Below are 24,876 nucleotides of genomic sequence, written 5' to 3' on the forward strand. Positions count from 1 at the left end.
CTGTGGGGCGCCCGGTCAGGGGCGCGGGGCGTGACATCCCGCGGCGCCGCCGCGTGGCCGCGGCCGGCCGAGGACGGCCCGCGGGGGTCGAACGGCGTGGTCCGCGGCGGTCAGACGGCGTGGCCCGCGGACTGCTCCGCGCCACGGGCCAGCTCCGCGAAGTCGGCCAGCATGCCGACGCTGTCGGGCTCACGGCCGGTGAACAGACGGAAGGCGTCCACGGCCTGGAAGACGGCCATGCCGCCGCCGTCCAGAGTGGCGCAGCCGACCGTGCGCGCGGTGCGCAGCAGCTCGGTCTCCAGCGGACGGTAGACGACCTCGGCGACCCACAGGTCGGGGCGCAACAGCCCGGCCGGGAAGGGCAGGCCGGGGTGGGCGGCCATGCCGGTGGGGGTGGCGTGCACGACGCCGTCGGCCCGCGCGAGCAGCTCGGCCAGCCGGTCCGGTCCCGCGGCCGCGGCCCGGCCGGGTCCGAAGTGACGGTTCAGGGAACCGGCGAGATCCGCGGCCCGGTCGGCCAGCGCGTCCACGACGGTGACCTGCCCGGCGCCCAGGGTGAGGGTGGCGTGCGCGACGGCCGCGCCCGCGCCGCCGGCGCCCAGCTGCACCACCCGTTCCAGCGGCACGTCGGGCAGACCACGCGCGAAGGAGGCGGCGAAACCGGTGACGTCGGTGTTGTGGCCGACGGCCCGACCGTCCTCGAAGACCACGGTGTTGACCGCGCCGAGCGCCTCGGCCTGCGGCGCGAGCGCGTCGAGGTGCGGAATGACCAGCTGCTTGCACGGGTGCGTGATGTTGAGCCCGTCGAAGCCGAGGTCACGGGCGGCGCGCACCAGGTCGCCCACCGCCTCGGGCGCAAGGCGCAGCACATCGATGTCGATGAGCCGGTAGAGGTACCGCAGGCCCTGGCGGTCGGCCTCCCGCTCGTGCAGCGCCGGGCTGAGGGACGGACCGATGCCGGAGCCGATCAGTCCGACGAGATACGAGTCCTTGAAGACGACGGCCACGGCGGACCTCCTGATCGGCTGGCTAATGTACGAACTGGTCAGTTAGTCATAACACCTGGGCGGACTCCGAGGGAAGCCCTCTCACGTCACGGGGCGGGCGCGGGCTTCTAGACTCTCGACACTGCACCCACGCCGCCCGAAGGAACCCGGATGACCAGCGTCGACGAACCGGCACGACCCCACGGCAACGGGCGCATGCGCGACGCCGCCCGGACCCGGGCCGAGATCCTCGACGTGGCGACACTGGAGTTCGCCCGGGTCGGCTACGCCGGGGCCCGGGTCGACGACATCGCCGCCCGCACCAGCACCACGAAGCGGATGATCTACTACTACTTCGGCGGCAAGGAGCAGCTCTTCACCGCCGTCCTGGAGCGGGCGTACGGCGTGATCCGCGAGGCCGAGCAGCAGCTCGACGTGGAACATCTCGACCCGGTCGCGGCCATCCGCCGGCTGGCGGAGCTGACCTTCGACCACCACGAGCAGCACCCCGACTTCATCCGTCTGGTGAGCATCGAGAACATCCACGAGGCCGAGCACATCGCCGCCTCCGAGAAACTCGGGCGGATCGGCTCCCCCGCACTCGACGTGATCGGCCGCATCCTGGCCTCCGGGCGGGAGTCCGGCCTGTTCACGGCCGAGGTGGACGCCGTGGACCTGCACGCGATGATCAGCTCCTTCTGCTTCTTCCGGGTGGCCAACCGGCACACGTTCGGCGCCCTGTTCGGCCGCGACCTGGTCGACCCGGCCCAGCGGGAGCACTACCGCGCCATGCTCGGCGACATGGTGATCGCCTATCTCACGGCGGAGCGCGCGGCGGACTGATCCGCCGGCCGATCCGCGGGCCCGACGCGACGGCCCGACGCGATGGCCCGACGCGATGGCCCGACGCGATGGTCCGACGCGATGGTCCGGCCCGGCGGGCCGACGGGTGCGGAACGCGGTGGCGCCTCCTCGGTAGATCCTTCGGCGCCGCCTATTGACAGCGGAGAAACATCAGCGCAACATCCCTAGCCATCCGCTACTAACTATCCAGTGGGTTAATTAGCCGGGCACGCACCCGGCGCAGCCGCCCCGCACCCCAGGGAACCGGCCCTACTCCCCTTGCCTCACTCCACGTACGTTGGAGTTCCCTCGAAGGAGCACGCCGTGTCCGTCCCCGCCGCACCTCCGGGCCAGCCGAAGAAAGCCGCCATGGCGGCCTGGATCGGCAGCGCCCTGGAGTACTACGACTTCTTCATCTACGGCAGCGCGGCAGCACTGATCTTCCCGAAGGTCTTCTTCGACGAGTCCGACCCGGCCACCGCGACCCTGCTGTCGCTGGCCACGTTCGGTGTCGCCTACGCGGCCCGGCCCGTCGGCGCGCTCTTCCTCGGCCACTTCGGCGACCGCGTGGGCCGCAAGAAGATCATGGTCTTCACGCTCATCCTGATGGGCGTCTCGACGTTCCTCATCGGCTGCCTGCCCACCCGCGCGCAGGTCGGCACGCTCGCGCCCGTCCTGCTGGTGCTGTGCCGCGTCCTCCAGGGCATCTCGGCGGCCGGGGAGCAGGCCAGCGCCAACTCCATGACGCTGGAACACGCGCCGTCGGAGCGACGGGGCTTCTTCACCAGTTTCACCCTCAGCGGCACCCAGGGCGGTCAGCTCCTCGCCACGCTCGTCTTCATCCCGATCGCGGCCCTCCCCGAGGAGCAACTGCTGTCCTGGGGCTGGCGGGTCCCGTTCTGGCTGAGCATCGCGGTCGCCGTCGTCGGCTACGTCATCCGCCGCAAGCTGGAGGAGACCCCGGCCTTCGCCGCCCAGCAGGCCACCGGCGAGGTCGTCAAGCTGCCGCTGGTGGTGCTGCTGCGCGAGCACTGGGCGGACGTCCTGCGGGTGGTCGCGGGCGCGCTCGTCGCCTCGGTCAGCACCATCTTCACGGTGTGGGCGCTGGCGTACGCGACCAGCGACTCGGTGGGGATGAGCCGCACCTCCATGCTGTGGGTGGGCGCGCTGGCCAACCTGGTCGCGTTGGCGGCCATCCCGGCGTGGGCCACGCTCTCCGACCGCGTCGGCCGCCGCCCGGTGTACCTGATCGGCGCGGCCGGCAGCGCGGTGATGATGTTCGCCTACCTCTGGGCGATCTCCACCGGCTCCTACCCGCTGATCCTGGTGCTGGGCATCGCCACCTTCGGCGTGGTCTACAGCGCCGCGAACGGCGTGTGGCCCTCCTTCTACGGGGAGATGTTCTCCACCCGCGTCCGTCTGTCCGGCATGGCGATCGGCACCCAGATCGGCTTCGCGGTGGCCGGATTCGCGGTCACCTTCGCGGCACGGATCGCGGGCCCGGACGGCGACGGATGGTCCTCGGTGGCCCTCTTCACGGCGGCGCTGTGCGTCCCGCCGGTGATCGCGGTCCTCTCGGCCCGGGAGACCGCGAAGATCCCGACGGAGCAGCTGGGCGAGCGGGGCGTGCGCGAGGCGTCACGGCCGGAAACGGTTACCGCCTGATCCCGTGTCCGCCCTCGGGACCGGCCTCGGCACTCCGGGACCGCGCCACTCCGGGAAACGGGATTTCCGTGACACCCGGTTCCGCGACTCTCGGCCCCCAGACACCCGGTTCCGCGACACCCGGTTCCGTGACACCCGAGCCCCCGGCAGCCTTCCTGGCGCCGGGGGCTCGGCCGTGCGTGCCGGTGGGGTGGAGGCGGGGCGGGGGCGGGGGCGGGGTCACGCTCAGGTCTGGGCGACGCCCCTCTCGACGGCCGCGTCCAGCAGGGGGGCCAGCTCCGTCGCGACCGTCGTCAGGGCCCGTACGTCCCGTTCCGCCCGGGCGATCAGGATCGCTCCCTCCAGGGCGCTGACCATGAGGGTGGCGAGTGAACGGGACCGGGTCGCGGGGACGCCCATGCCGGTCAGGGCCTCGGCGACCGGACCCGTCCAGGTGGCGAACGCGGCGGCCGCGGCCTCCCGGGTGGCGTCGCCGGAGGCCGCGCGGTCGACGGTCGCGGCGGCGACGGGGCAGCCGGCGGCGAAGCCGGACGCCGCGTACTCGTCCGTCCACTGGCGCACCATCGCCGCGAAGAGCCCGGCGGGAGTGGGCTCGCCGGTCTTCGCCAGCTCGTCCAGGAAACGGGCGACGCGTTTGCCGGCGTAGCGGCCCGCCCAGCCCACGGCCTCGTCGACCAGCTGCTGCTTGCCGCCGGGGAAGTAATGCTGGAGCGAGCCCCGGGGCGCACCGGCGTGGACGGCGACCTCCCGCATGCCGGTCGCGCCGACTCCGTCGCGGCGGATGAGCTGGGCCGCGCTGAAGACCATCCGCTCACGGGGTCCGTGTTCGGGCGCCGGCATGGTCGGCCTCCTTCGAGATCGGGCACTCCTCCGCATCCTATGACCGGCGTCATAGAATCTGCCACGCACCCGCTACTATGACCGCTGTCATAGAACTGACGGAGAGGCGGCCTCCATGCGGGTCGGATTCATCGGTCTCGGCGTGATGGGCCGCCCCATGGCGCTGCGGCTGGCCCGCGCGGGAACCCCCCTGGTGGTCTGGAACCGCACGGCGGCCTCCGCCGAGGCCCTGCGCCCGGCCGGCGCCGAGGTCGCGGCGGACCCCGCCGAGGTGTTCGCGCGCGCCGACGTCGTGATCCTCATGCTGGCCGACGGGTCCGCCGTCGACGCCGTCCTCGGCCGCGGCACCCCGGACTTCGGCGCGCGGGTGACCGGGCGTGTGGTCGTCACCATGGGCACGACCTCACCCGAGTACTCGCGCGCGCTGGAGGCGGACGTGCGCGCGGCGGGCGGCCGGTACGTCGAGGCGCCCGTGTCCGGCTCGCGGGTCCCGGCCGAGCAGGGCCGACTGGTGGCGATGCTCGCGGGCGAGGAGGAGGCCGTGGACACCGTACGGCCACTGCTGGCCCCGATGTGTCACGAGACGTTCCGCTGCGGTCCGGCGCCCGGCGCGCTGCTGATGAAGCTCGCGGTGAACCTGTTCCTGATCACGCAGGTGACCGGCCTGACCGAGGCGTTCCACTTCGCGGAGCGGCAGGGGCTGGACCGGCGGCTGTTCCTGGACGTCGTGGCCGCCGGTCCACTGGCGAGCGGGGTGTCGCGGATGAAGGCGCCCAAGCTGTTGGCGGGTGACTTCGAGGTGCAGGCCGCCGCGCTCGACGTCCTGAAGAACAACCGCCTGATCGCCGACGCCGCGCGGGCGTCCGGTCTGGCCTCCCCGCTCCTCGACGCCTGCCACGCCCTGTTCGAGGAGACCGTGGCCCTGGGCCACGCGGGCGCGGACATGGTCGCCGTCCTGCACGCACTGGAGGCCCGCAGCGACGACCACGCCCCCGCCGACGGCAACGGGCCTACCGGCTAGCCGTCGTTGGCTCCCTTGGGGATGCCGTACGCCCGCTCGACCCGCAGCCGCAGCACCAGGCGGCGGTCGCGGACCATGGCGGCGCGGTAGTCGTCCCAGTCGGGGTGCTCGCCCAGGATGTCGCGGTAGAGGCGGACGAGTTCCTCGACGGTGGCGTCGTAGGGGTCCTTCGCGACCGGCGAGAGGTCGGCGGTGGCCTCGGCGACCGTGTAGGCGCGGCGGTCGGAGGCGGTGACGTGGTACGACGCCCGGGGGTCGCGGCGCAGGTTGCGGGTCTTGGCGCGGTCGTCCGTGACGGAGATCCGGATGACGCCCTCGTCCGGGTAGTAGCGGTGGCTGACGTTCGACAGCTGGGGGCGGCCGTCGTGCTTGAGGGTGACCAGCACCCCGCCGCGGCCCTCGGAGAGCAGTGCGAGCAGCGCGTTCTGCGTCGTGTCCTGAGTCATGTCGGCACAACCGGCGCCACCCCGGACCGCATTCCCCGGACCGCGTTCCCGGACCGCGTTCCCGGACAGCATGCCCCCCGGTTCGCTCGACACCCTGCGAGTAGACACTGCCTACTGCCGCCTGGTAGACAGTGTCTATGAGCGACTCCGAACAGCTGGAACCCGATCTGCGGACCCGTCTCGTCGACGTCGGTGTGGACCTGGTCTCCCAGGAGGGCGCCGGAGCGCTCACCCTGCGGGAGATCGCGCGCCGGGCCGGCGTCTCGCACGGCGCGCCCCGCCGCCACTTCCCCACCCATCTGGAGCTGTTGTCCGCCATCGCCCATCGCGGCTTCGCCCAGCTGGGCGCCCGGGTCACGGCGACGCCGAGCGACGGCACGACCGATCCGCGCGACCGGTTGACCGAACTGGCACGCACCTACCTGGAGTTCGCGCTCGGCAACCCGGGCATGTACGAACTGATGTTCCGTCATGACCTACTGGAAAGCGGCCATTTGCGGTTGCGGGACACCAGCCTTCCGCTGTTCGGCGTCCTGGTGGACCTGGTCGGCCGGGTCCGGCCCGACGGCGACGCCCGGTCGGTCGCGGGCGCACTGTGGGCGAACCTGCACGGCATCGCCCAGCTCTGGCGCTGGGGAAGCCTTCAACTCGCCACAGGAGCCGACGACTTCGCACCCCTGCTGCGCACCGCCCTCGACGCGCATCTCGGCCCGGAGACCGGCCGGTGAAGCGTTCCCGCCCCTCCCTGCCGCTCACGCTGGCGAGCAGCGTGGCCGGTGCCATGGTGGTCGCCCTGGACGGCACGGTGCTCACCGTCGCCCAGCCCACCCTGCGCCGCGACCTGGACGCCTCCTTCACCCAGGTCCAGTGGACCAGCACCGGGTATCTCATCGCGGTGGCCGGCCTGTTGGTGTTCGCCGGACGGCTCGGAGACCGCTACGGACACCGGCGCACCTTCGCCCTGGGCATGCTCGGCTTCGGCGCCGCCTCGGCGGGCATCGCGCTGGCGCCGGACGTCGGCTGGGTGATCGGGCTGCGGGTCGTGCAGGGGGTGTTCGGAGCGCTGTTGCAGCCGGCCACGCTGGGGATGCTGCGGGCCGCGTACCCGCCCGAGCGGCTGCGGACGCCGATCGCCGTGCGCACCGCGTCCATCGGGGTGGCCGCGGCGGCCGGGCCGGTGGTGGGCGGCGCCCTGGCCACCGAGTTCGGCTGGCGGGCCGTGTTCCTCCTCAACATCGTGCCCGCGCTGGCGTTCGGCCTGCTCGCCCTCGCCTCCCGGGACCGTCCGCACCGTACGCCGACGGCCGCCGGCGTCCCGCTCGACCTGCCCGGCGCCCTGCTGCTCGCCGTTGCCCTGGCCTGCCTGGTGCACACCCTCGTCACCCTCCCCGGCGTGACCTGGTCGGCGCCCGTCGCCCTCCTCGCCGGCGCCGCCTTCGTACGGCACGAGCACCGCACCGGCTCCCCGCTGCTGCCGCCGGAGGTAGTGGGCTCCCGGGCGGTGGGCGGGGCCCTCGGCATCCTCGTCATCGCGTCCGCGGCCCTCAACGGCTCCCTGCTGACCTGCGTCTACGTACTCCAGGACGACCTGGGCCTCACCCCGCTGCGCAGCGCGTTGCTCAGCCTTCCGCTGGCCGCGCTGCTGGTGGCCGCCGCGCCCGCCTCCGCCGTCCTGCTGCGCCGGGCCGGCGCCCGCGTCACGGTCGCCGGAGCGATGGCGGTCCTCGCCACCGGTCTCCTCGTCCTCGCCCGGGCTTCGGCGCCGGTCGCCCTCGGCGCCGGGTTCGCGCTGGTGGGCGCGGGATTCGGCACCGTGATGGTCGCGGCGACCCATGTCGTCGTACGGCAGGCCCCCGCGGAGTCGGCCGGGGTGGCCGGCGGGTTGCAGCAGACCGCGATGAACGTGGGGCCGGTGCTGGGCGTGGCTTCGGCGACCGTGCTCATGGACCTCGGCGCGGTGCGCTCACCCCTGGTCGTGCTGGCGTTCGTGGCCGCGACGGCGCTGCCGGTCTGCCGGGCGTTGCCGGGCGGTTCGCGTCCCGGCCCAAGGGCCCCCGCCCCCGGTACCGGTACTCCGGCTGGTGGAAGCGACGCAACGCACACCGATCACGGCGTCGAAAGGGGTCCGCACTCGCGTTCCCTACGCGACCATGAGGTCTGAGGTCGGCCGGGCGGGGTAAGCCGGGACCGCACCTTGAACGAGCGCACCGGAGGAAAACGATGGCACTGCTGCGGCAAGAGGTCGACCCGAGCGAGGTCGGACTGGACGCGAAGGCGCTGGACCGTCTCGACCAGCACGTCGCCCACTTCGTCGACGAGGGGCGCCTGCCCGGGTTCCTCGTGTCCGTCTCCCGCGGCGGCCGGGTCGCCCACCTCACCGCGCACGGCCACCGTGACATCGCCGCCGGACTGCCCGTCGAGGCCGACACCCTCTACCGGATCTACTCGATGACCAAGCCGGTCACCTCGGTCGCCGCGCTGATACTGGTCGAGGAGGGCCGGCTGCGCCTCGACGACCCGGTCGCCGACCACCTCCCGGCCTTCGCGGAGCAGCGGGTGTACACGGGCGGCTCGGGCGCCGACCTGACCACCCGGCCGGTCGGGCAGCCCCTGCTGGTGAGGCATCTGATGACCCACACCGCGGGCCTGACCTTCGCCTTCTACCACTGCCACCCCGTCGACGCCCTGTACCGGGAGGCCGGTCTGGAGTCGGCGGTGCTGCCCGGCTCGGACCTGGCCGGGACGGTGGAGGCGTACGCGCGGCTGCCGCTCCAGTTCGAGCCGGGCACGCAGTGGAACTACTCGGTGGCCACCAACGTCCTGGGCCGGATCATCGAGGTCGTCTCCGGCCGGCCGCTGGACGAGTTCATCGCCGAGCGGATCTTCCGCCCGCTCGGCATGCCGGACGCCGGCTTCCAGGTCACGGACGAGCAGGCCGGCCGGCTGGCGGAGCTGTACGGCGACGCCGACAGCGGCGGTATCGAGCGGATCCCGGGCCTGCCGCTGTTCGGCCGCCCCCGGTTCCTGTCGGGCAGCGGCGGTATGGTGGCGACCGCATACGATATCCACCGTTTCAGTGAGCTGCTGCGCCGCCGCGGCGAGCTCGACGGCGTACGCCTGCTCCAGCCCGAGACGGTCGACCTGATGACCCGCAACCACCTCCCCGGCGGCGTCGACCTGCGCACCCTGGGCAGCCGCCCCGCCCACGACGAACCCGGCAACGACGGGGTCGGCTTCGGCCTCGGGGTCTCCGTGGTGACCGACCCCAGCCGCACCCAGGCGCCCTCAGGGCTCGGCACCTACGGCTGGAGCGGCGTCGCCACGACGACGTTCTGGGTCGACCCGAGCCGCGATCTGACCGTCCAGTTCCTGACCCAGCTCAGGCCGAAGAGGTCCCTGAAGCTCTACCCCGAACTCAAGCGGCTGGTCCACGAGGCGATCACCGACTGACCGGCCCGTCAGCCCTCGACCCGCAGCGTGAACGCGAGCCCCTGGGACTCGAGTTCACGAAGCCATTCCTCGGAGTGCGGGGCCGTCTCGGCCGCCCGGCTCAGCCCGGCCGGCAGCGAGCCGTCCAGGATGTGCCGGACGCCCAGGGCGAGCGGTCGGGAGACACAGCGTGCCATCGCGCTCTCCTCCTCGTCGCCCTCCAGGTCCAGGAGGTAACTCCCGGACCACGCGGCGCCGTTGCCGACGCCCTCGGCCCGGCCGCCCGGGTCACGCGTGTCGTCCCCGGACACGCGCACCTCCAGCGACACGGCGAGGACCACGCGGTCGCGGTCGGTCTCCGTGGTGGGGTGGGCGGCCGCCAACTCCCGCGCCAGCGCGGCGATCCTGGTGTCGTCGCCCGTCCTCAGCTGTTCGAAGACCGTGTCCCAGGCCCGCAGCCAGCCGTCCAGACGCAGGGTGCCGCGTACGAAGGTCAGCGGCTTCCACGCCCGTGGCAGCTCGTACTGTTCGATGAACGGAACGCTGTCCCGGTTGGGATACACCTCGAAGTTCTCGCCGTCGACGAGGTGTTCCCGCGTGGCCTCCCAGGGCCGGTCGACCACGGCCTCGACGCCGTTCTCGATGTAACGCGCGGGCGAGCGCAGGGCGTTGAGGACTCCGAAGGGCGCCCAGCTGAAGCGGTAGCGGAAGTCGTCGGGGACGGCCGGGACGCCTCCGCAGTACGAGGTGAGGCGGTACGAGGCCGCCGTGTCGTCGCCGATCGCCTCCCGGGCGCGCGCCACGAGGCTGTGCGCGAAGAGGTGGTCGATGCCCGGGTCGAGCCCGGCCTCGGTGAGAACGACGATCCCGGCCCCGGCGGCCGCGGGCACCTGCTCCAGCACCGCGTCGGAGACGTAGCTGGAACACGCGAAATGGGCCCGGCGGGCCACGCAGGCCGCCAGCAGCGCCGCGTGCTCGGACGCGGGCAGCATCGACACCACGACGTCCCCGGGGGCCAGTCGGCCCGTGAGCGCGTCGAGGGTGTAGGCGAGCGGCTCGGCCCGTCCGGTCAGCCCCAGCCGGTCGAGGGCGTCGGCCGCCCGCTCCGCCGTGCGGTGCCACAGCCGTACGCCGTCGGTGTGCTCGCACAGGGCGGCCAGGCCGCTGCCCGTGGAGAGTCCCGCGCCGATCCAGTGGACGGCGCCGGTCGCCGGAACCAGGTCAGGCACGGCCGGACTCCTCTTCTGTGACGCCGAGTTCACGGGTGACGCCGAGTTCGCGGGAGGCTCGACGGAAGCGGTCCAGACAGCGGCCCCACGGTCCGTCCACGCCGAAGTCCAGCAGACAGGGCGTGAGGTCGGCCGAGAAGTCGACGCTGGACTCGCGCGGCAGCAGGGACGGCAGGTTGTCGATGGCGATCAGGTCGAGCGGGGGTTCCTTGCGCAGCCGGCGCACGGGGTCCGTCCACTCGGTGGTGCGGTCGTACACCGGCAGCACGTTGAGGGGCGAGCCCACGTCGCAGGTGACGTCGGAGAGGGTGCGCAGCCGGCGGGCCGGGTCGTCGAGGTCCTCCTCGCGGACGAACGGCGGCACCGGGGTGGTGGCGAGGACGCAGTTGACCAGCACGTCGTGGGCCAGCAGGGCGGCGCGGTCCAGGTCGCTCGTCTCCGCCAGGTCCCAGCAGGCGGGGTCGGCTCCGGCCGTGGCGAACGCGGCCCGCGCTCCCCGGCCGCTGCGGCCCAGCGCGCCGACGACGAGGGCGGTGAACTCCTCGTCACCGGGCGCCGGGCGCAGCGTCTCGTCCAGCTCTTCCCTGCCGGTGGGACGCAGCGGGGCGGTCAGCCGGCCCCGGTGCTGGAGGACCGCCAGGGCCGCGCCCAGGTAACCCGCCCAGAAGCCGAAGGCGGCGAGGCGGCGGCCGTCGTCGTCGACCAGGTACTCCAGGTCCAGGAGCGCCCCTCCCCCGGCGGCGAACCGGCGCAACAGGTCCGCCGCGCCCGGCTGCTGCTTGTAGGCGTGCCCGAAGAAGATGTGACGGTGGCTCAATTGGCCCGGCTTGTCCGGGAGTTCCTTCAGGCCGAGGACGACCGCCTCGGACGGCGCCGACGCCCAGGAGCCCGCGGGGGCGATCCGGGCGCCGACGGCCTCGTACTCCCGCGTCGTGAAGACGCGCTGCGGGGAGTCCTCGACGGTCAGTCGCACGCCGGCCTCCACGAGGCGGCGGGCGTCGTCGGGGACGACCGGGGTGCGCCGTTCGGTGGTGCGGACCTCGTGCCGCAGCCACAGGTGCAGTTCGGTCATACGCGGTTGACCTCCGGACGCGGGGCGTCGGCCGCGAAACGGTCGGCGCTCAGGGGGGTGACGTCCACGAAGGGTACGCGGCCGAGAATCAGGTCGCGGACGACCTCGCCGACGGCCGGACCCTGGAGGAAGCCATGGCCGGAGAAGCCGGTCGCGTACAGAAAACGGGATACCGAGGACGACTCGCCGATCAACGCGTTGTGGTCCGGGGTGACCTCGTACAGCCCCGCCCAGCCGCCCGTGCGGCGCAGGTCGAGGAGGGCGGGGGCGCGGCGCTCCATGGCCGCGGCGAGGCGCGGGATCCACCGGTCGTGGGTGTCGGTGGCGAAGCCCGGCCGTTCGTCGGGGTCGGACATGCCGACCAGCAGGCCGGGGCCCTCGGCGTGGAAGTAGAGGCTGCTGGTGAAGTCGATGGTCATGGGGAGGTCCGGCGGCAGGCCGGGAACCGGCTCGGTGACCGCGATCTGGCGGCGCAGCGGCTGCACCGGCAGCTCCACGCCGGCCATCGCGCCGACGGCCCTGGACCAGGCGCCGGCCGCGCAGACCACCGTGTCGGTGGTGACGCGGCCGAGGGTGGTCTGCACGGCGGTGATCGTGGCGCCCTGCCGTTCGATGCCGGTGACCGCGGTGTGCCGCAGGATGCGCGCCCCGTACCGGCGGGCGGCGGCCGCGTACCCGTGGACGACGGCCTCCGGGGTGCAGTGCCCGTCGTCGGGCGAGAACGCGGCCGCGAGTAACCCGTCGGCGCGGATCAGCGGGGAGAGGCGTCGCGCCTCGGCCGGGTCGATCATGCGGCTGGGCACGCCCAGGGCGTTCTGGAGCCGCACGCCCGCCTCGAAGGAGGCGACCTCCTCGGGCGTGGACAGCAGGAAGAGATAGCCGACCCGGTGCAGCCCGATGTCGTACCCGGTCTCCTCCTCGAACCGCCCGAAGGTCTCCAGGCTGCGCGCCCCGAGCTGGATGTTCAGCTCGTCGGAGAACTGGGCGCGCACCCCGCCGGCGGCTTTCGAGGTCGAGCCCGCGGCGAGTTCGTCGCGCTCGACCAGCAGGACGTCACGTACGCCGGCGGCGGCGAGGTGGTAGGCGATGCTCGCGCCCATCACCCCGCCGCCGATGACGACTACCGAGGCATGCGTGTTCACCCGAGCGGCTCCTTGTCACGGCGGCACCGGCCCGTACGCCGGGACCGGGGCTGTCGTACGCCATGGCCGCCGTGATCCCTACCCGTTCGGGGCGGCGGTTCCACGCGCGGTCAGGACCAGTGCGCCACCGCGTCCAGGTGGGGCAGCCGGTGGTCCAGACGCTCCCGCTTGGTGCGCAGGTAGGTGATGTTGTTCTCGCACGGCTCGATCAGCAGCGGGACCTCCTCGGCGACCCGTATGCCGTTGTCCACCAGCGCCTCGCGCTTGCGCGGGTTGTTCGACATCAGGCGGACGGAGTCGACGCCCAGGTCGCGCAGGATGTCGGCGGCCACCTTGTAGTCGCGGGCGTCGACCGGGAAGCCGAGCGCGACGTTCGCCTCGACGGTGTCCAGCCCCTCCGCCTGCAACGCCATCGCCCGCAGCTTGCCGAGCAGCCCGATGCCCCGGCCCTCGTGCCCGCGCAGATAGACGACTATGCCGCGGCCCTCGGCGACGACCGCCCGCAGCGCGGACGCCAGCTGGTCGCCGCACTCGCAGTGCTGGGAGCCGAACGCGTCGCCGGTCAGGCACTCCGAGTGCAGTCGGGTCAGCACGTCCTCGGCGCCGATCTCGCCGTAGACCAGAGCGACTTGCTCGTCACCGCGGTCGTGGTCCATGTATCCGACCGCCTGGAAATTCCCGTACACGGTGGGCAGGGGTGCATTCACCACGCGTTCCACACCGGTGCGCTGCGCGGTCTTCGTGCCGAGTACGCCAATTTTTTCTGTCATGATCTGGTTCCTAAGCAGAGACGAAGGGCCGGGAAGAAATGAGTGGTTCGGAAATACGGTCGGCGGCGTACGGACTGGTGCCGACGGACACCACCGAAGACGTACGGACCCGGGGCGCCGGCGTCTCGACGCAGGTGGCGGTCCTGCCCGTCGGAAGCTTCGAACAGCACGGCGCGTACCTGCCGTTGGCCACCGACACACTGGTCGCCTGCGCCATCGCCCGGGAGATCGCCGGGGCGTACCCGGTGCACCTCCTCCCGCCGGTGACCATCGCCTGCTCGCACGAGCACGCGGCCTGGCCGGGAACCGTCAGCATCTCCTCCGTGACCCTTCACGCGGTGGTACGGGACATAGCGGCGTCGCTGCGCCGCTCGGGCGTCGAGGCCTTGGTGCTGGTCAACGGACACGGCGGGAACTACGTCCTGGGCAACGTCGTCCAGGAGTCGTCCGCCGCAGGTGAGCGGATGGCGCTCTTCCCCGCCCCGGAGGACTGGGAAGCGGCGCTGGAGCGGTCCGGGGTGTCGACCTCACTGCTCACCGACATGCACGCCGGGGAGATCGAGACCTCGATCCTGCTGCACGCCCACCCCGAACTCGTCCGGCCCGGTTATGAGTCGGCCGATTTCGTCGCGGACGACCGCCGTCATCTGCTCACGCTGGGAATGTCCGCCTATACCGATTCGGGCGTCATCGGCCGTCCTTCCCTGGGGTCCGCGGAAAAGGGGAAGGAACTCCTGGCGAGCCTGGCGGATTCCTTCGGCGCGTATTTCTCCTTGCTCACCGCGGGGACTCCGACGGCTTCGGGAACGGAAATCCGTACCGCGGCGGCCGGTGCGTCCGACGCCGGTGACGACTCCGGAGCGGGTGCCGCGGCGTCGTCGTGACGCCGCTCGTCGAGCCCGGGGCCCGTCTCTTCGGCGGCCCCGGCCCGCAGCCCCGCGTACCAGCGGGCGACCAGCACGACCGCCCCCGGCAGCGCCGCCACGAAGCTGAGCACTCCATAGACGACGGCGACCGCGAGGCCGGTGCTCGCGCCGAGCCCGGCGGCGCCGAACGCCCAGGCGGTGACGCCCTCGCGCGGGCCCCAGCCGCCGACGTTCAGCGGCAGGCCCATGGCGAGCAGGGCGAGCACGGCGATCGGCAGCAGTTCCAGGACGGAGGCGCCGGAGCCGGCGACCCGCGCGGCCACCACGAACATCCCGAGGTGCCCGGCCAGCACGACCGCCGAGGACACGGCGACGCCCGGCCCGTTGCGCCGCGACAGCAGTGACTCGCGCGCCTCGGCCAGTCCCGCCCGCAGTCGGCCGCCGCGCCGCGGCGCCGAGGAGTTCATCCGGACGGCGAGGACGACGGCGAGCGCGCCGACGCCGGCCAGCAGGAGCAGCGGGGCGATGTGGCGTGCGTCCTGCATGACCGGGGAGGGCAGGGTCAGCAGGACCGTTACGCCCGCGACGGCCAGCACGAGCTGTCCCGCGGTGCGCTCCAGGACCACGGCCCGCACGCCGCGTCCGACGTCACCGGCGCTCTGCCCGTGCCGTACCGCGCGGTGCACGTCGCCGAGGATGCCACCGGGCAGGGCCGCGTTGAGGAACAGGGACCGGTAGTAGTCGGCGACGGCCGGGCCGAGCGGCAGCCGGATGCGCAGTCCACGGGCCACCAGCGCCCAACGCCAGGCGCTGAACACCGTGGTGACCGCGCCGATCCCGAGCCCCACCAGCAGCGTGGGCACGTCGATCCGGCGCAGTCCGTCCATGAAGACTCCGGTGCCCAGCCGCCACAGCAACACACTGAGGATGGCGACTCCGGCGACCGTCCCGACGTGCGTGCGGACGGCCCGGTTGCCGAGCAGGGCGCGCAGCCGGGAGGGCCGCTTCGCCCGCGGCCCGGTCACGATGACACCGATACGGGCCTCGGACACGGCGGCGCCGGTGCGGGCCACCGAAGGGCTGCGCGGGGGCCGGCGTGCGACCGCCCTGGCTCCCTCCGCCCACCCGACCGGCGGCACGGCCGTCACCCGGGGGCCCGCCGTCTCCGTGCTCATCAGACCCCGCCCGTCGGCCGGGCCAGAGCCAGCAGATCGCTGTGGTGGACGGTGACGTGCAGTTCGCCGGCCGCGCAGGCCGCCAGCCGGGCGGCCAGGTAGGCCTCGGCGCGCTCGGCCAGTTCGGGGCGCTCCTCCACGGCCGCGCCGACCCAGCCGCGCAGCCACTGGGCGGTCAGGCCCACGTTCTCGGGGCCGAGCCGCCACGGGCTCGGGTGCACCTTGACGGTCGCGCCGTGGGCGGCGAACGCCTCGCAGGCCACGGTCACCGAGTCGGGGCCGAGGAGGCCGCCGCGCCGCTGGTGGTCGTTGAAGGCGGCGGCGATCTCGTCGTCCAGCGGGTCCGGCGCGCTGAATTCGACGCGTCCGGCGACCGAGAGCGTCAGAAGCGCCGGGCAGCCGGCGCCCGCGCAGGCCGCGGCGAGCGTCTCGACCTCCTCGCGGGTGAGGACGTCCAGCAGCGCGGACGCGGTGACCAGCGAGGCGCCGAGCAGGGCGTCCGGGGTGAGCCGGGCGACGTCGCCGCGCCGTGTCTCGACGGTGACCCGGCAGCCGTCGGCGGCAGCCCGGGGCGAGGCGACGGCCGCGAAGTGCAGGAGGTAGGGGTCCCGGTCGTGCAGGACCCAGTGCTGGGCGCCGTCCAGCCGGGGGGCCAGCCAGCGGCCCATCGAGCCGGTGCCGCAGCCCAGGTCGTGGATGGCCAGCCCGCCGCGTCCGGGCAGGTTGGCGAGCCGGATCCGCAGCGGGTCCAACAGCTCCATCGACCGGGCGGCGGCGTCGGCGGGCTCGCGCAACTCCAGCCATTCGGGGGCGTAACGGGGCTGCTCGTCCGGCCCGACGTCCCGCAGCCGTACGGTCGGCCGCTCACCGGTCCGGCTGACGGGTCCGGCGCCGGCGATCACGCCGAGCACCGCGTCGTCGGCATCGGCACCCGTGCCGGTCGCCGAGCCGTCGTCGGGGATCCGTGACTCCATCGCGTGACCAGCCTTCCGGACCGGCTGTGCCGGAATGCCGACCATGCGTCGTGCCACGTCGGCCGGGGTCGCCGTCGTCTTCCTCATGCCGCCCTCCGGGGTTCGCTGGAAAGCCTGCCCAGGACGCCGGCCAGGCTCTGGGCGGTCGTCGCCCAGCCGTTCAGGGCCGCCCGGCGGCCCCGCGCGGCGGCCTTGAGACGACGGCGTACGTCGGCCTCGCCGAACCAGCCGCGCAGTTCGACCGCGAGGGCGGCCGGGTCCTCCGGCGGGACGAGGATGCCGGGGACGCCGCCGTCGGGGGCGCGGCCGACCGCCTCGGGCAGCCCGCCGACGTCCGTCGCGAGGACGGGGATGCCGCGGGCGAGCGCCTCGGTGACGGCCATGCCGTACGTCTCCGCGTAGGAGGTGAGGACCATCAGGTCGGCGGAGGCGTAGGCGGCGTCGAGCTCGGCGCCGGCCTTCGGGCCCGCCAGTTCCAGCCGGTCCTGCAGGCCGTGCTCGGCGATCAGGCCGCGCAGATGGGTGACGTACTCCGGGTCCTGCCCGAGTCCGCCCACGCACACGCAGCTCCACGGCAGGTCTCTCGCCGCGGCCAGCGCCTCCACCAGCCGGTGCTGGCCCTTGCGGGGGGTGACGGCGGCCACGCACAGCAGCCGCGACACGCCATCCGTGCCGGAGGCGAGGGGGGCGATGTCGGCGCCGGGGGCGGCGACATGGACCCGGTCGGGGGCGAGCCCGTGGTGGGAGACGAGACGGCGGACCGCCCAGTCGCTGGTGGCGATCACCGCGGGGACGGCCCGCAGCACGGCCCGCTCCTTGGCGTCGAGCTCGGCCGCCACCTCGGGCGCGAGACCCCGCTCGTCGCCCAGCGGAAGGTGGACGAGGACGGCGAGCCGCAGTCGCTCCGCCTCGGGGGCGATGATCTCCGGCACCCCGCAGGCGACGAGCCCGTCGAGGAGGACGACCGTGCCGTCGGGGAACTCGCGCAGCGTCCGCGCCAGTTCCGCACGGGCGGCCGCGTCCGGGCGGGGCCAGGAACCGGCCACCTGGTGCTTGTGCACCCGCCAGCCGAAACCGGGCAGATCCAGGCACAGGCGCCGGTCGTAGGCGTTGCCGCCGCTGGGGTTCGCCAGGTCGTCGACACCGCCCGGCATCACGAACTGCACGGAGCGCAGCGACATGGGGATGATCCCGCCGATCTTGGGAAGCGCGGCCTGCGCGGGCACGTACGCGAGCGGGGCCTTGTGCACGGCGGCCTTCTCCACGGTCACGTCGGTCACAGCGCACGCTCGTAACTCGCCCAGGCGACGTGCGACTCGTGCAGGCTGACCGCGATGGCGGCGATGCCCCGGGCGCCCTCGCCGAGCGCGCCCTTGTGGATCCGCTCCGCGAGCCGGTCCGCGATGACCTTGGCCAGGAACTCGGTCGAGGTGTTGACCCCGGCGAAGTCGGGCTCGTTGTCGAGGTTGCGGTAGTTCAGCTCGCTGACCACGGCGCCGAGCTCCTGCGTGGCGAGGCCGATGTCGACGACGATGTTGTCGTCGTCCAGCTGCTCGCGGCGGAAAGTGGCGTCCACGAGGAACGTCGCTCCGTGCAGGCGCTGCGCGGGTCCGAAGACCTCGCCGCGGAAGCTGTGGGCGATCATGATGTGATCGCGGACGGTGACACTGAACAACGGACGACCCTCCAGGTGCGGCGCCTCTGCTCCCCCCGGCCGTTGGCCGCCCGGGGGATGCCGTGTAGTACGGACCTTCACTTCCCCGTGTTCAGCCCGATCTCACTCTTTTCTCAGGTCAGGCGCTCTTGCCCGTACCCGACGCGGTGACACAGGGCCGGAATCTCGCCCGTCGCGAGCTTCGGCATCACGTCCGGCAACTCCTCGAAAGCGCTGTCTCCGGTGACGAGGGCGTCGAGCGCCGGGTCGGCCAGCAGCTCCAGCGCGAGCGCGAGCCGGTCGGCGTACGTGCGGCTGGCGCGGCGGGCCGGGGAGACGGTGCCGACCTGGCTGCTGCGGATGACCAACCGCCGGGAGTGGAAGACCTCGCCGAGCGGGAGGGAGACCTTCCGGTCGCCGTACCAGCTCAGTTCGAGGACGGTGCCCTCGGCGGACAGCAGTTCCAGGGAACGGGTCAGGCCCTGTTCGGTGGCGCTGGCGTGCACGACGAGGTCGAGACCGTCGCGGGCGTCCTCGGGAACGGCGAAGTCGACGCCGAGCGCCTCGGCGACCTTCGCCCGCGCCGGGTCGGCGTCCACCAACTGCACGCGGACGCCCGGGAAGCGGGCCAGCAGCGCGGCCACCGAGCAGCCGACCATGCCGCCGCCGACCACCGCGATCCGGTCGCCGACCAGCGGCGCCGCGTCCCACAGGGCGTTGACGGCGGTCTCGACGGTGCCGGCGAGGACGGCCCGCGGCGCGGGCACCGAGTCCGGTACGACCGTCACCGCGGTCGCCGGGACGACGTACCGCGTCTGGTGCGGGTAGAGGCAGAACACCGTGCGCCCGACGAGCGCGGCCGGTCCCTGCTCCACCACCCCGACGTTGAGGTAGCCGTACTTGACGGGCGCCGGGAAGTCGCCCTCCTGGAACGGCGCCCGCATCGCCGCGTGCTGGCTCTCGGGCACCCCGCCGTTGAAGACGAGGGTCTCCGTGCCACGGCTGACGCCGGACCACAGCGAGCGGACCAGCACCTCGTCCTCGGCCGGGTCGGGGACGACGACCTCGCGGATCTCCCCCTCACCCGGAGAGCTGACCCAGAACGCTCGAGCGGTGACAGACATCGGCATCCTCCTGAACGATCGGCAACCGGCCCACGTACCGAGGTGTGCACAGTCCGCGCACAGTACGCGGCACTGATCATCTTTGTCATCTGGCCGGAGGAATGTGCGGTGGCCCTGAACAACACTTACGACGCAAGGCTGGTCCAGCAGGAGACCGCTGTGGGAGCGGGCGTTCAGATCCTGTTGCTGGCTCTGCTCGGCTCGGCGATCGGCCTGGGGCCGGCGGGCTGGGTGACCGGTCTCGTCTTCGCCATCGCCACCTGGGGGGTGCTCTCCCGGGCGCTGCACCGCTCCAGCCTGCGCTCGTTCGGCCCGGCCAACCGGGTGACGCTCGGCCGGGCGACGCTGGTCGGCGGGGTGACCGCGCTGGTCGCGGACTCCTTCGAGAGCACGCCGCCGGTGACGCTGCTGGTCGGTCTGACGGCCGTGGCCCTGATCCTCGACGGCGTCGACGGCAAGGTCGCCCGGCGCACCGGCACCTCGACGGCGCTGGGCGCGCGCTTCGACATGGAGGTCGACGCGTTCCTGATCCTGGTGCTCAGCGTGTACGTCTCGATGGCGATGGGCCCGTGGGTCCTCCTGATCGGCGGCATGCGCTACGTGTTCGTCGCGGCGGCCCGTGTCGCCCCCTGGCTCAACGCCCCGCTCCCGCCGAGCACCGCCCGCAAGACCGTCGCCGCGCTCCAGGGCGTCCTGCTGCTGCTGGCGGGCGCGGACCTGCTGCCCTACGCGGTCAACTACGCCGTCGTCCTGCTGGCGCTGGGCTCGCTGGTGTGGTCCTTCGGCCGGGACGTGCTGTGGCTGTGGCGGACCTCGCGGATCGCCGCGCAGGCTCCGGCGCCGAAGGTGCTGGAGCTCGTGTGACTCGCCGCTCCCATGGGGCAGGGCCCGGACCGGGTTCACGGTCCGGGCCCTGCCCCATGGGCTTTCCGGGTGGTTACGACCGTGCCGACCGCGTCCGTACGACGGCGAAGCCGGCCGCCGCGAGGCCCAGCACACCGACGACCAGCCCGGCGATGCCCAGTCCGCGGGCGGTGGGGTCACTGGCGTCGGTGGCGGTGACCTGCACCGTGCCGCCCTCGGCCCCGGCCTTGCCGCTCGTGCCGTCCGTGCTCTTCGAGGCGGCGTCGGAGGTGCTGTCGCCGTCGTCCGCAGCCGCCGTCAGCTTCAGCACCGGCGCCGGGTTCTCCGGTTCGTCCGCGCCCTCCTCGGCCTCCTCGATCCAGCGGACCGTCTTGCCGTCGGAGTAGGTCTGGAGGGTCTTGAAGGCCAGCTGACCGATGTCGTCGGGAAGCTGACCGAAGGCGACGTCGAAGTCCTCGTACTGGCCGGCGCCGATCTTCCCGCCGGTCCAGGTGATCTCGGAGACGGCCTCGGTGATCGTGCCGTCGTCGGTCTTGACGGGCGTCTTGAGCTTCGTGGTCGTCACTTTCGCGGTCCAGCCGTCCTGCGGGTGGACCAGCACGCCGAGCACGGGGTGGTCGGTGGGCAGGAAGACCTGGACCTTGGTGGTGCTCGCGGTGTCGTCCTCGTCGGGGACCCGGAAACTGAGGACGCCGTCGGTGGCGCCCCGGGCATAGCTCTCCGGGTGCACGGTGACGTGCGCGGAGGCGGCGCCGGCGGCGGCGAGGACCGCGGCGGCGGCGAGCACGGCGCCGAGACCGGCGCGGCGCAGGGCGGGATGTGTCGTGGACATGAGTGGGTGATCTCCGTACAGGAAGGATGAGGGTCCGGCTCCGGGCCGGCTCGGGGTCAGATCGCGTACGGGATCGGGGCGGGCGGCCCGCGGCGGCTCACCGCGTGGCGCAGCAGCCGCTGCCGGGGCGGGACGGGCGCCGGGGCGGCGGGGTGGACCGACGGCACGGGCAGCGGGACGGGGGTCACCCGCCACCAGGCCGCGAGGCCCGGCAGGAAGGCGACCGCCCGGCGCAGCAGCGACCACAGGGCGGCCTCTCCGCGCCGCAGCCACCAGGAGGCGGCCAAGGCGGCGAGGACGTGGGCCGCCGTCGCGTGCGGGGTCATGGCCGTGACGGTCTGGGCGGGCAGGTGCATACCGTGCGCGTGCATACCGTGCGCGTGCATACCGTGGGCGGACGTCATGGGCATCGCGAGCATGGTCCGCGCGGCCGTACGGGAGCGGGCCGCGTCGAAGGCGACGTGCAGGCCGGCCTGGGTGGCCAGCATGGCCGCGCCGATCCCGGGCAGTGCGCGCTCCCGGGCGCCGAGCAGCCACCCGGCGGCGAAGACGGCCAGGAATCCGGCGCCGTCCGCCCACGGCGGCGGCGTGTCACCCGTGGCGAGCCCGTGCCCGGCGGCGGCCAGCAGCACGCACATCGCGGCGAACACCGCGGCGCGCAGACTCCGGACGGCCGGGGACGCACTCATGGTGAGGGATCCTCCCACGTTCGGCTGATACGTCGGCCACCGCTGCCGCGTTCACGTGCGCCCGCGTTCATGCGCTGCCGCGTTTCCTGCGTTTCTGCGCTCCCGCGTTCGCGCTCTCCCGCGTTCGCGCTCTCCCGCGTGCACGTCCGCCGACGGGAGGAGCGCGACGGCGGCTGCCGGGACGGCGGCCAGCAGGAGCCAGGGGACGGCCGGGGGCAGGCCGGCGTCCAACAGGGCGCCGGTGGCCGCGCTGCCGAGCAGCACGATCAGCCCGGAGACCGAGGACAGCGCCCCGGTGTACAGGCCGAGCCGGCCCTCCTCGGCGAGATCCGGCACCCAGGCGCGGGCGGCGGGCACGACGAGCATCTGACCGAGCGTGAGCAGCAGGACGAAGCCGGCCGCGGGCAGCAGCCCGGCCGTCCCGGTCCGTCCCGCGGGCCGGGCGGCGGCCACCACGGCGAACCCCGCGGCGATCAGCGCGAGCCCGGCCGCCATGGAGCGGCGCAGGCCGACCCGCTCCCCCGCCCACCGGGTGACCGGCAGCTGGGCCGTCACCACCAGCAGCGACGACAGTGCGAACAGCCAGGCCAGCGGCGCCTGCGAGGCGGCCGCCCGCTCCACCTCGGCGGGCAGGGCGAGGTAGAGCTGGTTGTAGGCGAGGAGATAGGCGCCGTACGCGCAGCACAGGGCGAGGAAGCGGCGGTCGCGGAGCAACGGGCCGACACCGCCGCGTACATGGACCCGGGAGCGGCCGGGGAGGTGCTGCGGCAGCAGCCGGGCGTGACCGGCCAGGACGAGGACGAAGACGCCGGCACCCGCCAGACACACCGCGCGGAAGTCGACGGCGAGGAGCAGCGCGCCGAGCAGCGGCCCGACGAACGCCCCGGCCTGCCCGGCGACGGTGAACAGCGCGAGCACCCGGGTCCGCGGCCCACCGCCCGACTCCTCGTGCACGACGGCCTGCCGCGCCACCTCGGACTCGACGGCGGGCGAGAACAGCGCGGCCGCGAACCCGGTCAGCAGCACCGCTGCGACGACGGTCCAGGTCTGCTCGGCGTACCCGAGCCAGCCGAACCCGGCGATGCGCAGCGCACACCCGGCGAGGACGACGGGCCGGACGCCGTACCGGTCGGCGAGCGCCCCGCCGACCACGAACAGCCCCTGCTGGCTGAAGGTGCGCAGCCCGAGCACGAACCCGACCAGCCAGCCCGCCATGCCGACCGCGTCGCCCAGATGCTCGGCGAGGAAGGGCAGGACGGCGAAAAAGCCGATGTTGAACGCGAGTTGAGTGAGGATCAGCAGGCGCAGAAGAGGGGAGAGCGCGGGCAGGCCCTTCTCGCTCTGGCGCCATGGCCGACGCGGGGCGGGGCGGGAGGCGGGGCGGGGAGCGGTACGTGTCGTCGTCATCCCGCCCCCATCTCCGCCCCCGTCCCAACGCCCGTCAACTCCGCCTGGCCGGAGCGCTGTTCGCCGACGTGCGCGTCAGCCGTACGACGTCGCCGACGCCGTGGCAGCGACTGCGACTGCCACCGTGGCCGCGGCCGCCGCAGACCACCGGCCGCGGTCACCGCCAGTGCGCCGAGGACGGCGAGAACGGTGGCGGGGGCGAGGACGGCCCAGGGTGCGCGTTCGGCATAGGGCTGGTTCTCGGCGAGGAGCAGACCCCACTCGGGGGACGGCGGCTGGGCGCCGAGGCCGAGGAAGCCGAGGGCGGCCAGGGCGAGGGCGATGCCGGGCAGACGCAGGAGGGCGTGGCGGGCCACGGGCGGGAGGACGGCGGGCAGGAGCTCGTTCCTCAGCAGATACCCGGGGCCCGCGCCGAGGGAGCGGGTGGCGGTCAGGTGCAGGGTGGCCCGCTCCTGGCGCAGCAGCGCGCAGGTGTGCGCGGCGAGTGGCGCCCAGGCCACGACGGTCACGGCGAGAACGGGCGTCGTGGGCCCGCTGCCCCAGACCGCGGTCACGAGGAGCGCGGCGAGCACCGGCGGTACGGCGTTCACGGTGTCGACGAGTGGCCCGGACAACCGGGGCAGCAGCCCGAGCAGCACTCCGGCCGTCAGGGCGAGGGCGCTGATGGCGAGGGCGAGCAGGAGGGTGTCGAGGGCGCCGTGCGCGATCCGGGCGAGGACGTCGCGGCCGAGCGCGTCGGTGCCGAACGGGTGAGTGGTGGAGGGGGGTCGGAGGCGGGCCGCGGTGTCGAGGGCGAGCGGATCACGGGGCAGCCCTAGGCAGATGACGCCGGACAGCAGAAGACCGTATGCAATAGGCAGGATCCTGCGGACCGGCGGCGATGGCCGGCGGAGTGTATGCAACGCGCCGTCGCGCAGCGCGGGTCCGATGAGCAGCCGGGCCGCGAGCCGGGCGCCGCCGGTGGTGACGGCCGCGAGGGCGACAAGGACGAGGGTGCCCGCCTGGAGGACCGGCAGGTCCTGAGCGATCGCGGCCTGCAGGGTGGTCCGGCCGAGCCCGGGGATGTCGAAGATCTGCTCCACGGCGACGGATCCGCCGGTCAGACCCACGACGAACAGCCCGAGGTTGGGCAGCAGTCCGGGCACACAGCGGCGCAGCGCCTTACGGGCGATGCTCCGGCCGGGCAGTCCTCGTGCGGCGGCGGCCAGCGCCCAGGGCTCGGCGAAGGCGGACGGCAGCTGGTCGTCGAGGAGGCGGCCGAGCACCGCGCCGGCGGGCAGGCCCAGGGCGAGCGCGGGCAGCACGGTCCACTGCGGGCCGTACCAGCCGAGAGCGGGCAGCCAACCCCACTGCACGCCGACGACGGTGGCGAGCACGGAAGCGGTCAGGAACTCGGGCAGCGCGGCGAGCACGGCGGAACCGGAGCCGCCGGCGGGCCGGCCCTCCAGTCGCCGCCGCGCACCGAGGCACAGGGTGCGGGCGCACACGCCGACGGCGGTGACCAGGGCGACCGCCGACGCCACTGCCATCAGCAGCAGTGACGCGCCGAGCGCCTCGAGGACCGCGGGCAGGACGTCGGCCCCGGAGATCCACGACCGTCCGGCGTCGCCGCGCGGCAGCCCTGCGAGCCACTGCCCGAGCAGCCGCAACGGGCCCTCTTCCACACCGAGTTGGGCGCGAATGTCGGCGAGCACCTCGGGCGTCGCGTCACGGTCGGCGGATCGCGCCTTCAGTACGGTCAGCGCCGGGTCGGTGTGCGACAGCCAGGGCAGCAGCCCGACCCCGCACACCAGCAGCCCGGCCAGCACGGCACGCCACAGCAGCGCGCCCATCCTGCTCCTCATGCCG

General features: G+C 73.6%; 23 protein-coding genes and 1 pseudogene. 8 read left to right on the plus strand and 16 right to left on the minus strand.

Going from position 1 to position 24,876, the window contains the following annotated elements; all coding sequences use genetic code 11:
* Window positions 1–110: 110 nt before the first annotated feature.
* Window positions 111–1,007, minus strand: a complete 897-nt coding sequence (locus ACIRPU_RS30850; protein WP_403872993.1) for a shikimate dehydrogenase — start codon at window positions 1,005–1,007, stop codon at window positions 111–113.
* 150 nt (window positions 1,008–1,157) lie between these two features.
* Here ACIRPU_RS30850 and ACIRPU_RS30855 point away from each other — a divergent pair, with 150 nt between their 5' ends.
* Window positions 1,158–1,829 (plus strand): TetR/AcrR family transcriptional regulator, encoded by a 672-nt coding sequence (locus tag ACIRPU_RS30855; protein ID WP_355707272.1) that lies wholly within the window; start codon window positions 1,158–1,160, stop codon window positions 1,827–1,829.
* A 324-nt stretch (window positions 1,830–2,153) separates the two neighbouring features.
* A complete protein-coding gene (locus ACIRPU_RS30860; RefSeq protein ID WP_355707273.1) occupies window positions 2,154–3,494 on the plus strand; it encodes an MFS transporter in 1,341 nt (446 codons plus the stop codon).
* A gap of 225 nt (window positions 3,495–3,719) precedes the next feature.
* Here the strand turns inward: ACIRPU_RS30860 and ACIRPU_RS30865 are convergent, their stop codons facing one another.
* The gene (locus ACIRPU_RS30865; RefSeq protein ID WP_403872996.1) at window positions 3,720–4,334 is read right to left on the minus strand and encodes a TetR/AcrR family transcriptional regulator; all 615 of its coding nucleotides are present in this window, start codon (window positions 4,332–4,334) and stop codon (window positions 3,720–3,722) included.
* A gap of 58 nt (window positions 4,335–4,392) precedes the next feature.
* Between ACIRPU_RS30865 and ACIRPU_RS30870 the strand changes: the two genes are divergently transcribed.
* Window positions 4,393–5,355 carry an NAD(P)-dependent oxidoreductase gene (locus ACIRPU_RS30870; RefSeq protein WP_403873106.1) on the plus strand — a complete coding sequence of 321 codons (963 nt, stop codon included), beginning with the start codon at window positions 4,393–4,395 and terminating at the stop codon, window positions 5,353–5,355.
* On the opposite strand, the gene ACIRPU_RS30875 is transcribed toward ACIRPU_RS30870, so the two are convergent.
* A complete protein-coding gene (locus tag ACIRPU_RS30875; RefSeq protein ID WP_384111652.1) occupies window positions 5,352–5,801 on the minus strand; it encodes a TIGR03618 family F420-dependent PPOX class oxidoreductase in 450 nt (149 codons plus the stop codon). The two genes, ACIRPU_RS30870 and ACIRPU_RS30875, sit on opposite strands and share 4 nt — an antisense overlap.
* A 137-nt stretch (window positions 5,802–5,938) precedes the next feature.
* Between ACIRPU_RS30875 and ACIRPU_RS30880 the strand changes: the two genes are divergently transcribed.
* The 3 genes from ACIRPU_RS30880 to ACIRPU_RS30890 are packed head-to-tail and all read left to right on the plus strand — an operon-like array spanning window position 5,939 to window position 9,251.
* Complete coding sequence (locus tag ACIRPU_RS30880; RefSeq protein ID WP_403872998.1) at window positions 5,939–6,529, plus strand: TetR/AcrR family transcriptional regulator; 591 nt, start codon at window positions 5,939–5,941, stop codon at window positions 6,527–6,529.
* Between the two features lie 53 nt (window positions 6,530–6,582).
* The gene (locus ACIRPU_RS30885) at window positions 6,583–7,962 is read left to right on the plus strand and encodes an MFS transporter (RefSeq protein ID WP_403873109.1); all 1,380 of its coding nucleotides are present in this window, start codon (window positions 6,583–6,585) and stop codon (window positions 7,960–7,962) included.
* A 59-nt stretch (window positions 7,963–8,021) separates the two neighbouring features.
* The gene (locus ACIRPU_RS30890) at window positions 8,022–9,251 is read left to right on the plus strand and encodes a serine hydrolase domain-containing protein (RefSeq protein ID WP_403873000.1); all 1,230 of its coding nucleotides are present in this window, start codon (window positions 8,022–8,024) and stop codon (window positions 9,249–9,251) included.
* 8 nt (window positions 9,252–9,259) lie between these two features.
* Here the strand turns inward: ACIRPU_RS30890 and ACIRPU_RS30895 are convergent, their stop codons facing one another.
* From ACIRPU_RS30895 to ribA, 4 genes are all read right to left on the minus strand, one after another.
* Window positions 9,260–10,459, minus strand: a complete 1,200-nt coding sequence (locus ACIRPU_RS30895) for a saccharopine dehydrogenase family protein (RefSeq protein WP_403873002.1) — start codon at window positions 10,457–10,459, stop codon at window positions 9,260–9,262.
* Window positions 10,452–11,531: a saccharopine dehydrogenase gene (locus tag ACIRPU_RS30900; protein WP_403873004.1), complete on the minus strand. Its 1,080-nt coding sequence runs from the start codon at window positions 11,529–11,531 to the stop codon at window positions 10,452–10,454. Before ACIRPU_RS30900 ends, ACIRPU_RS30895 begins: the two co-directional genes overlap by 8 nt.
* Window positions 11,528–12,673: an FAD-binding oxidoreductase gene (locus ACIRPU_RS30905; RefSeq protein ID WP_355707280.1), complete on the minus strand. Its 1,146-nt coding sequence runs from the start codon at window positions 12,671–12,673 to the stop codon at window positions 11,528–11,530. Before ACIRPU_RS30905 ends, ACIRPU_RS30900 begins: the two co-directional genes overlap by 4 nt.
* Window positions 12,674–12,783: 110 nt before the next feature.
* On the minus strand, window positions 12,784–13,443 hold the full coding sequence (ribA, locus tag ACIRPU_RS30910) for a GTP cyclohydrolase II (RefSeq protein WP_403873006.1): 660 nt from the start codon (window positions 13,441–13,443) through the stop codon (window positions 12,784–12,786).
* 38 nt (window positions 13,444–13,481) lie between these two features.
* Here ribA and ACIRPU_RS30915 point away from each other — a divergent pair, with 38 nt between their 5' ends.
* Window positions 13,482–14,327: a creatininase family protein gene (locus ACIRPU_RS30915; RefSeq protein WP_403873008.1), complete on the plus strand. Its 846-nt coding sequence runs from the start codon at window positions 13,482–13,484 to the stop codon at window positions 14,325–14,327.
* Between the two features lie 95 nt (window positions 14,328–14,422).
* Here ACIRPU_RS30915 and ACIRPU_RS30920 read toward each other — a convergent pair.
* The 5 genes and pseudogenes from ACIRPU_RS30920 to ACIRPU_RS30940 form a co-directional block, all read right to left on the minus strand.
* A pseudogene (locus ACIRPU_RS30920) lies at window positions 14,423–15,484 on the minus strand (YbhN family protein); the annotation flags it as partial.
* Complete coding sequence (locus tag ACIRPU_RS30925) at window positions 15,484–16,545, minus strand: trans-aconitate methyltransferase (RefSeq protein WP_403873010.1); 1,062 nt, start codon at window positions 16,543–16,545, stop codon at window positions 15,484–15,486. The pseudogene ACIRPU_RS30920 and the gene ACIRPU_RS30925, both read right to left, overlap by 1 nt.
* On the minus strand, window positions 16,542–17,738 hold the full coding sequence (locus ACIRPU_RS30930; protein WP_403873012.1) for a glycosyltransferase family 4 protein: 1,197 nt from the start codon (window positions 17,736–17,738) through the stop codon (window positions 16,542–16,544). Before ACIRPU_RS30930 ends, ACIRPU_RS30925 begins: the two co-directional genes overlap by 4 nt.
* Complete coding sequence (locus tag ACIRPU_RS30935; protein ID WP_054241489.1) at window positions 17,735–18,133, minus strand: 6-carboxytetrahydropterin synthase; 399 nt, start codon at window positions 18,131–18,133, stop codon at window positions 17,735–17,737. Before ACIRPU_RS30935 ends, ACIRPU_RS30930 begins: the two co-directional genes overlap by 4 nt.
* 113 nt (window positions 18,134–18,246) lie before the next feature.
* The gene (locus tag ACIRPU_RS30940; RefSeq protein ID WP_403873014.1) at window positions 18,247–19,236 is read right to left on the minus strand and encodes a zinc-binding alcohol dehydrogenase; all 990 of its coding nucleotides are present in this window, start codon (window positions 19,234–19,236) and stop codon (window positions 18,247–18,249) included.
* 108 nt (window positions 19,237–19,344) lie between these two features.
* Between ACIRPU_RS30940 and ACIRPU_RS30945 the strand changes: the two genes are divergently transcribed.
* Window positions 19,345–20,100 (plus strand): CDP-alcohol phosphatidyltransferase family protein, encoded by a 756-nt coding sequence (locus tag ACIRPU_RS30945; RefSeq protein WP_384111678.1) that lies wholly within the window; start codon window positions 19,345–19,347, stop codon window positions 20,098–20,100.
* A gap of 73 nt (window positions 20,101–20,173) precedes the next feature.
* Here the strand turns inward: ACIRPU_RS30945 and ACIRPU_RS30950 are convergent, their stop codons facing one another.
* From ACIRPU_RS30950 to ACIRPU_RS30965, 4 genes are read right to left on the minus strand one after another with little or no spacing between them, the layout of a single operon-like run.
* Window positions 20,174–20,932, minus strand: a complete 759-nt coding sequence (locus ACIRPU_RS30950) for a YcnI family protein (RefSeq protein ID WP_403873017.1) — start codon at window positions 20,930–20,932, stop codon at window positions 20,174–20,176.
* 56 nt (window positions 20,933–20,988) lie between these two features.
* A complete protein-coding gene (locus tag ACIRPU_RS30955) occupies window positions 20,989–21,621 on the minus strand; it encodes a hypothetical protein (protein ID WP_403873019.1) in 633 nt (210 codons plus the stop codon).
* A gap of 51 nt (window positions 21,622–21,672) precedes the next feature.
* Complete coding sequence (locus tag ACIRPU_RS30960) at window positions 21,673–23,028, minus strand: MDR family MFS transporter (RefSeq protein ID WP_403873021.1); 1,356 nt, start codon at window positions 23,026–23,028, stop codon at window positions 21,673–21,675.
* Entirely contained in the window at window positions 23,025–24,872 is a 1,848-nt protein-coding gene (locus ACIRPU_RS30965; protein ID WP_403873023.1) for an ABC transporter permease subunit, read from the minus strand. The genes ACIRPU_RS30960 and ACIRPU_RS30965 overlap by 4 nt, the downstream gene beginning before the upstream one ends.
* Window positions 24,873–24,876: the final 4 nt, after the last annotated feature.

It is taken from the genome of Streptomyces sp. NPDC102259 (genome assembly GCF_044766465.1).
GTDB lineage: Bacteria > Actinomycetota > Actinomycetes > Streptomycetales > Streptomycetaceae > Streptomyces.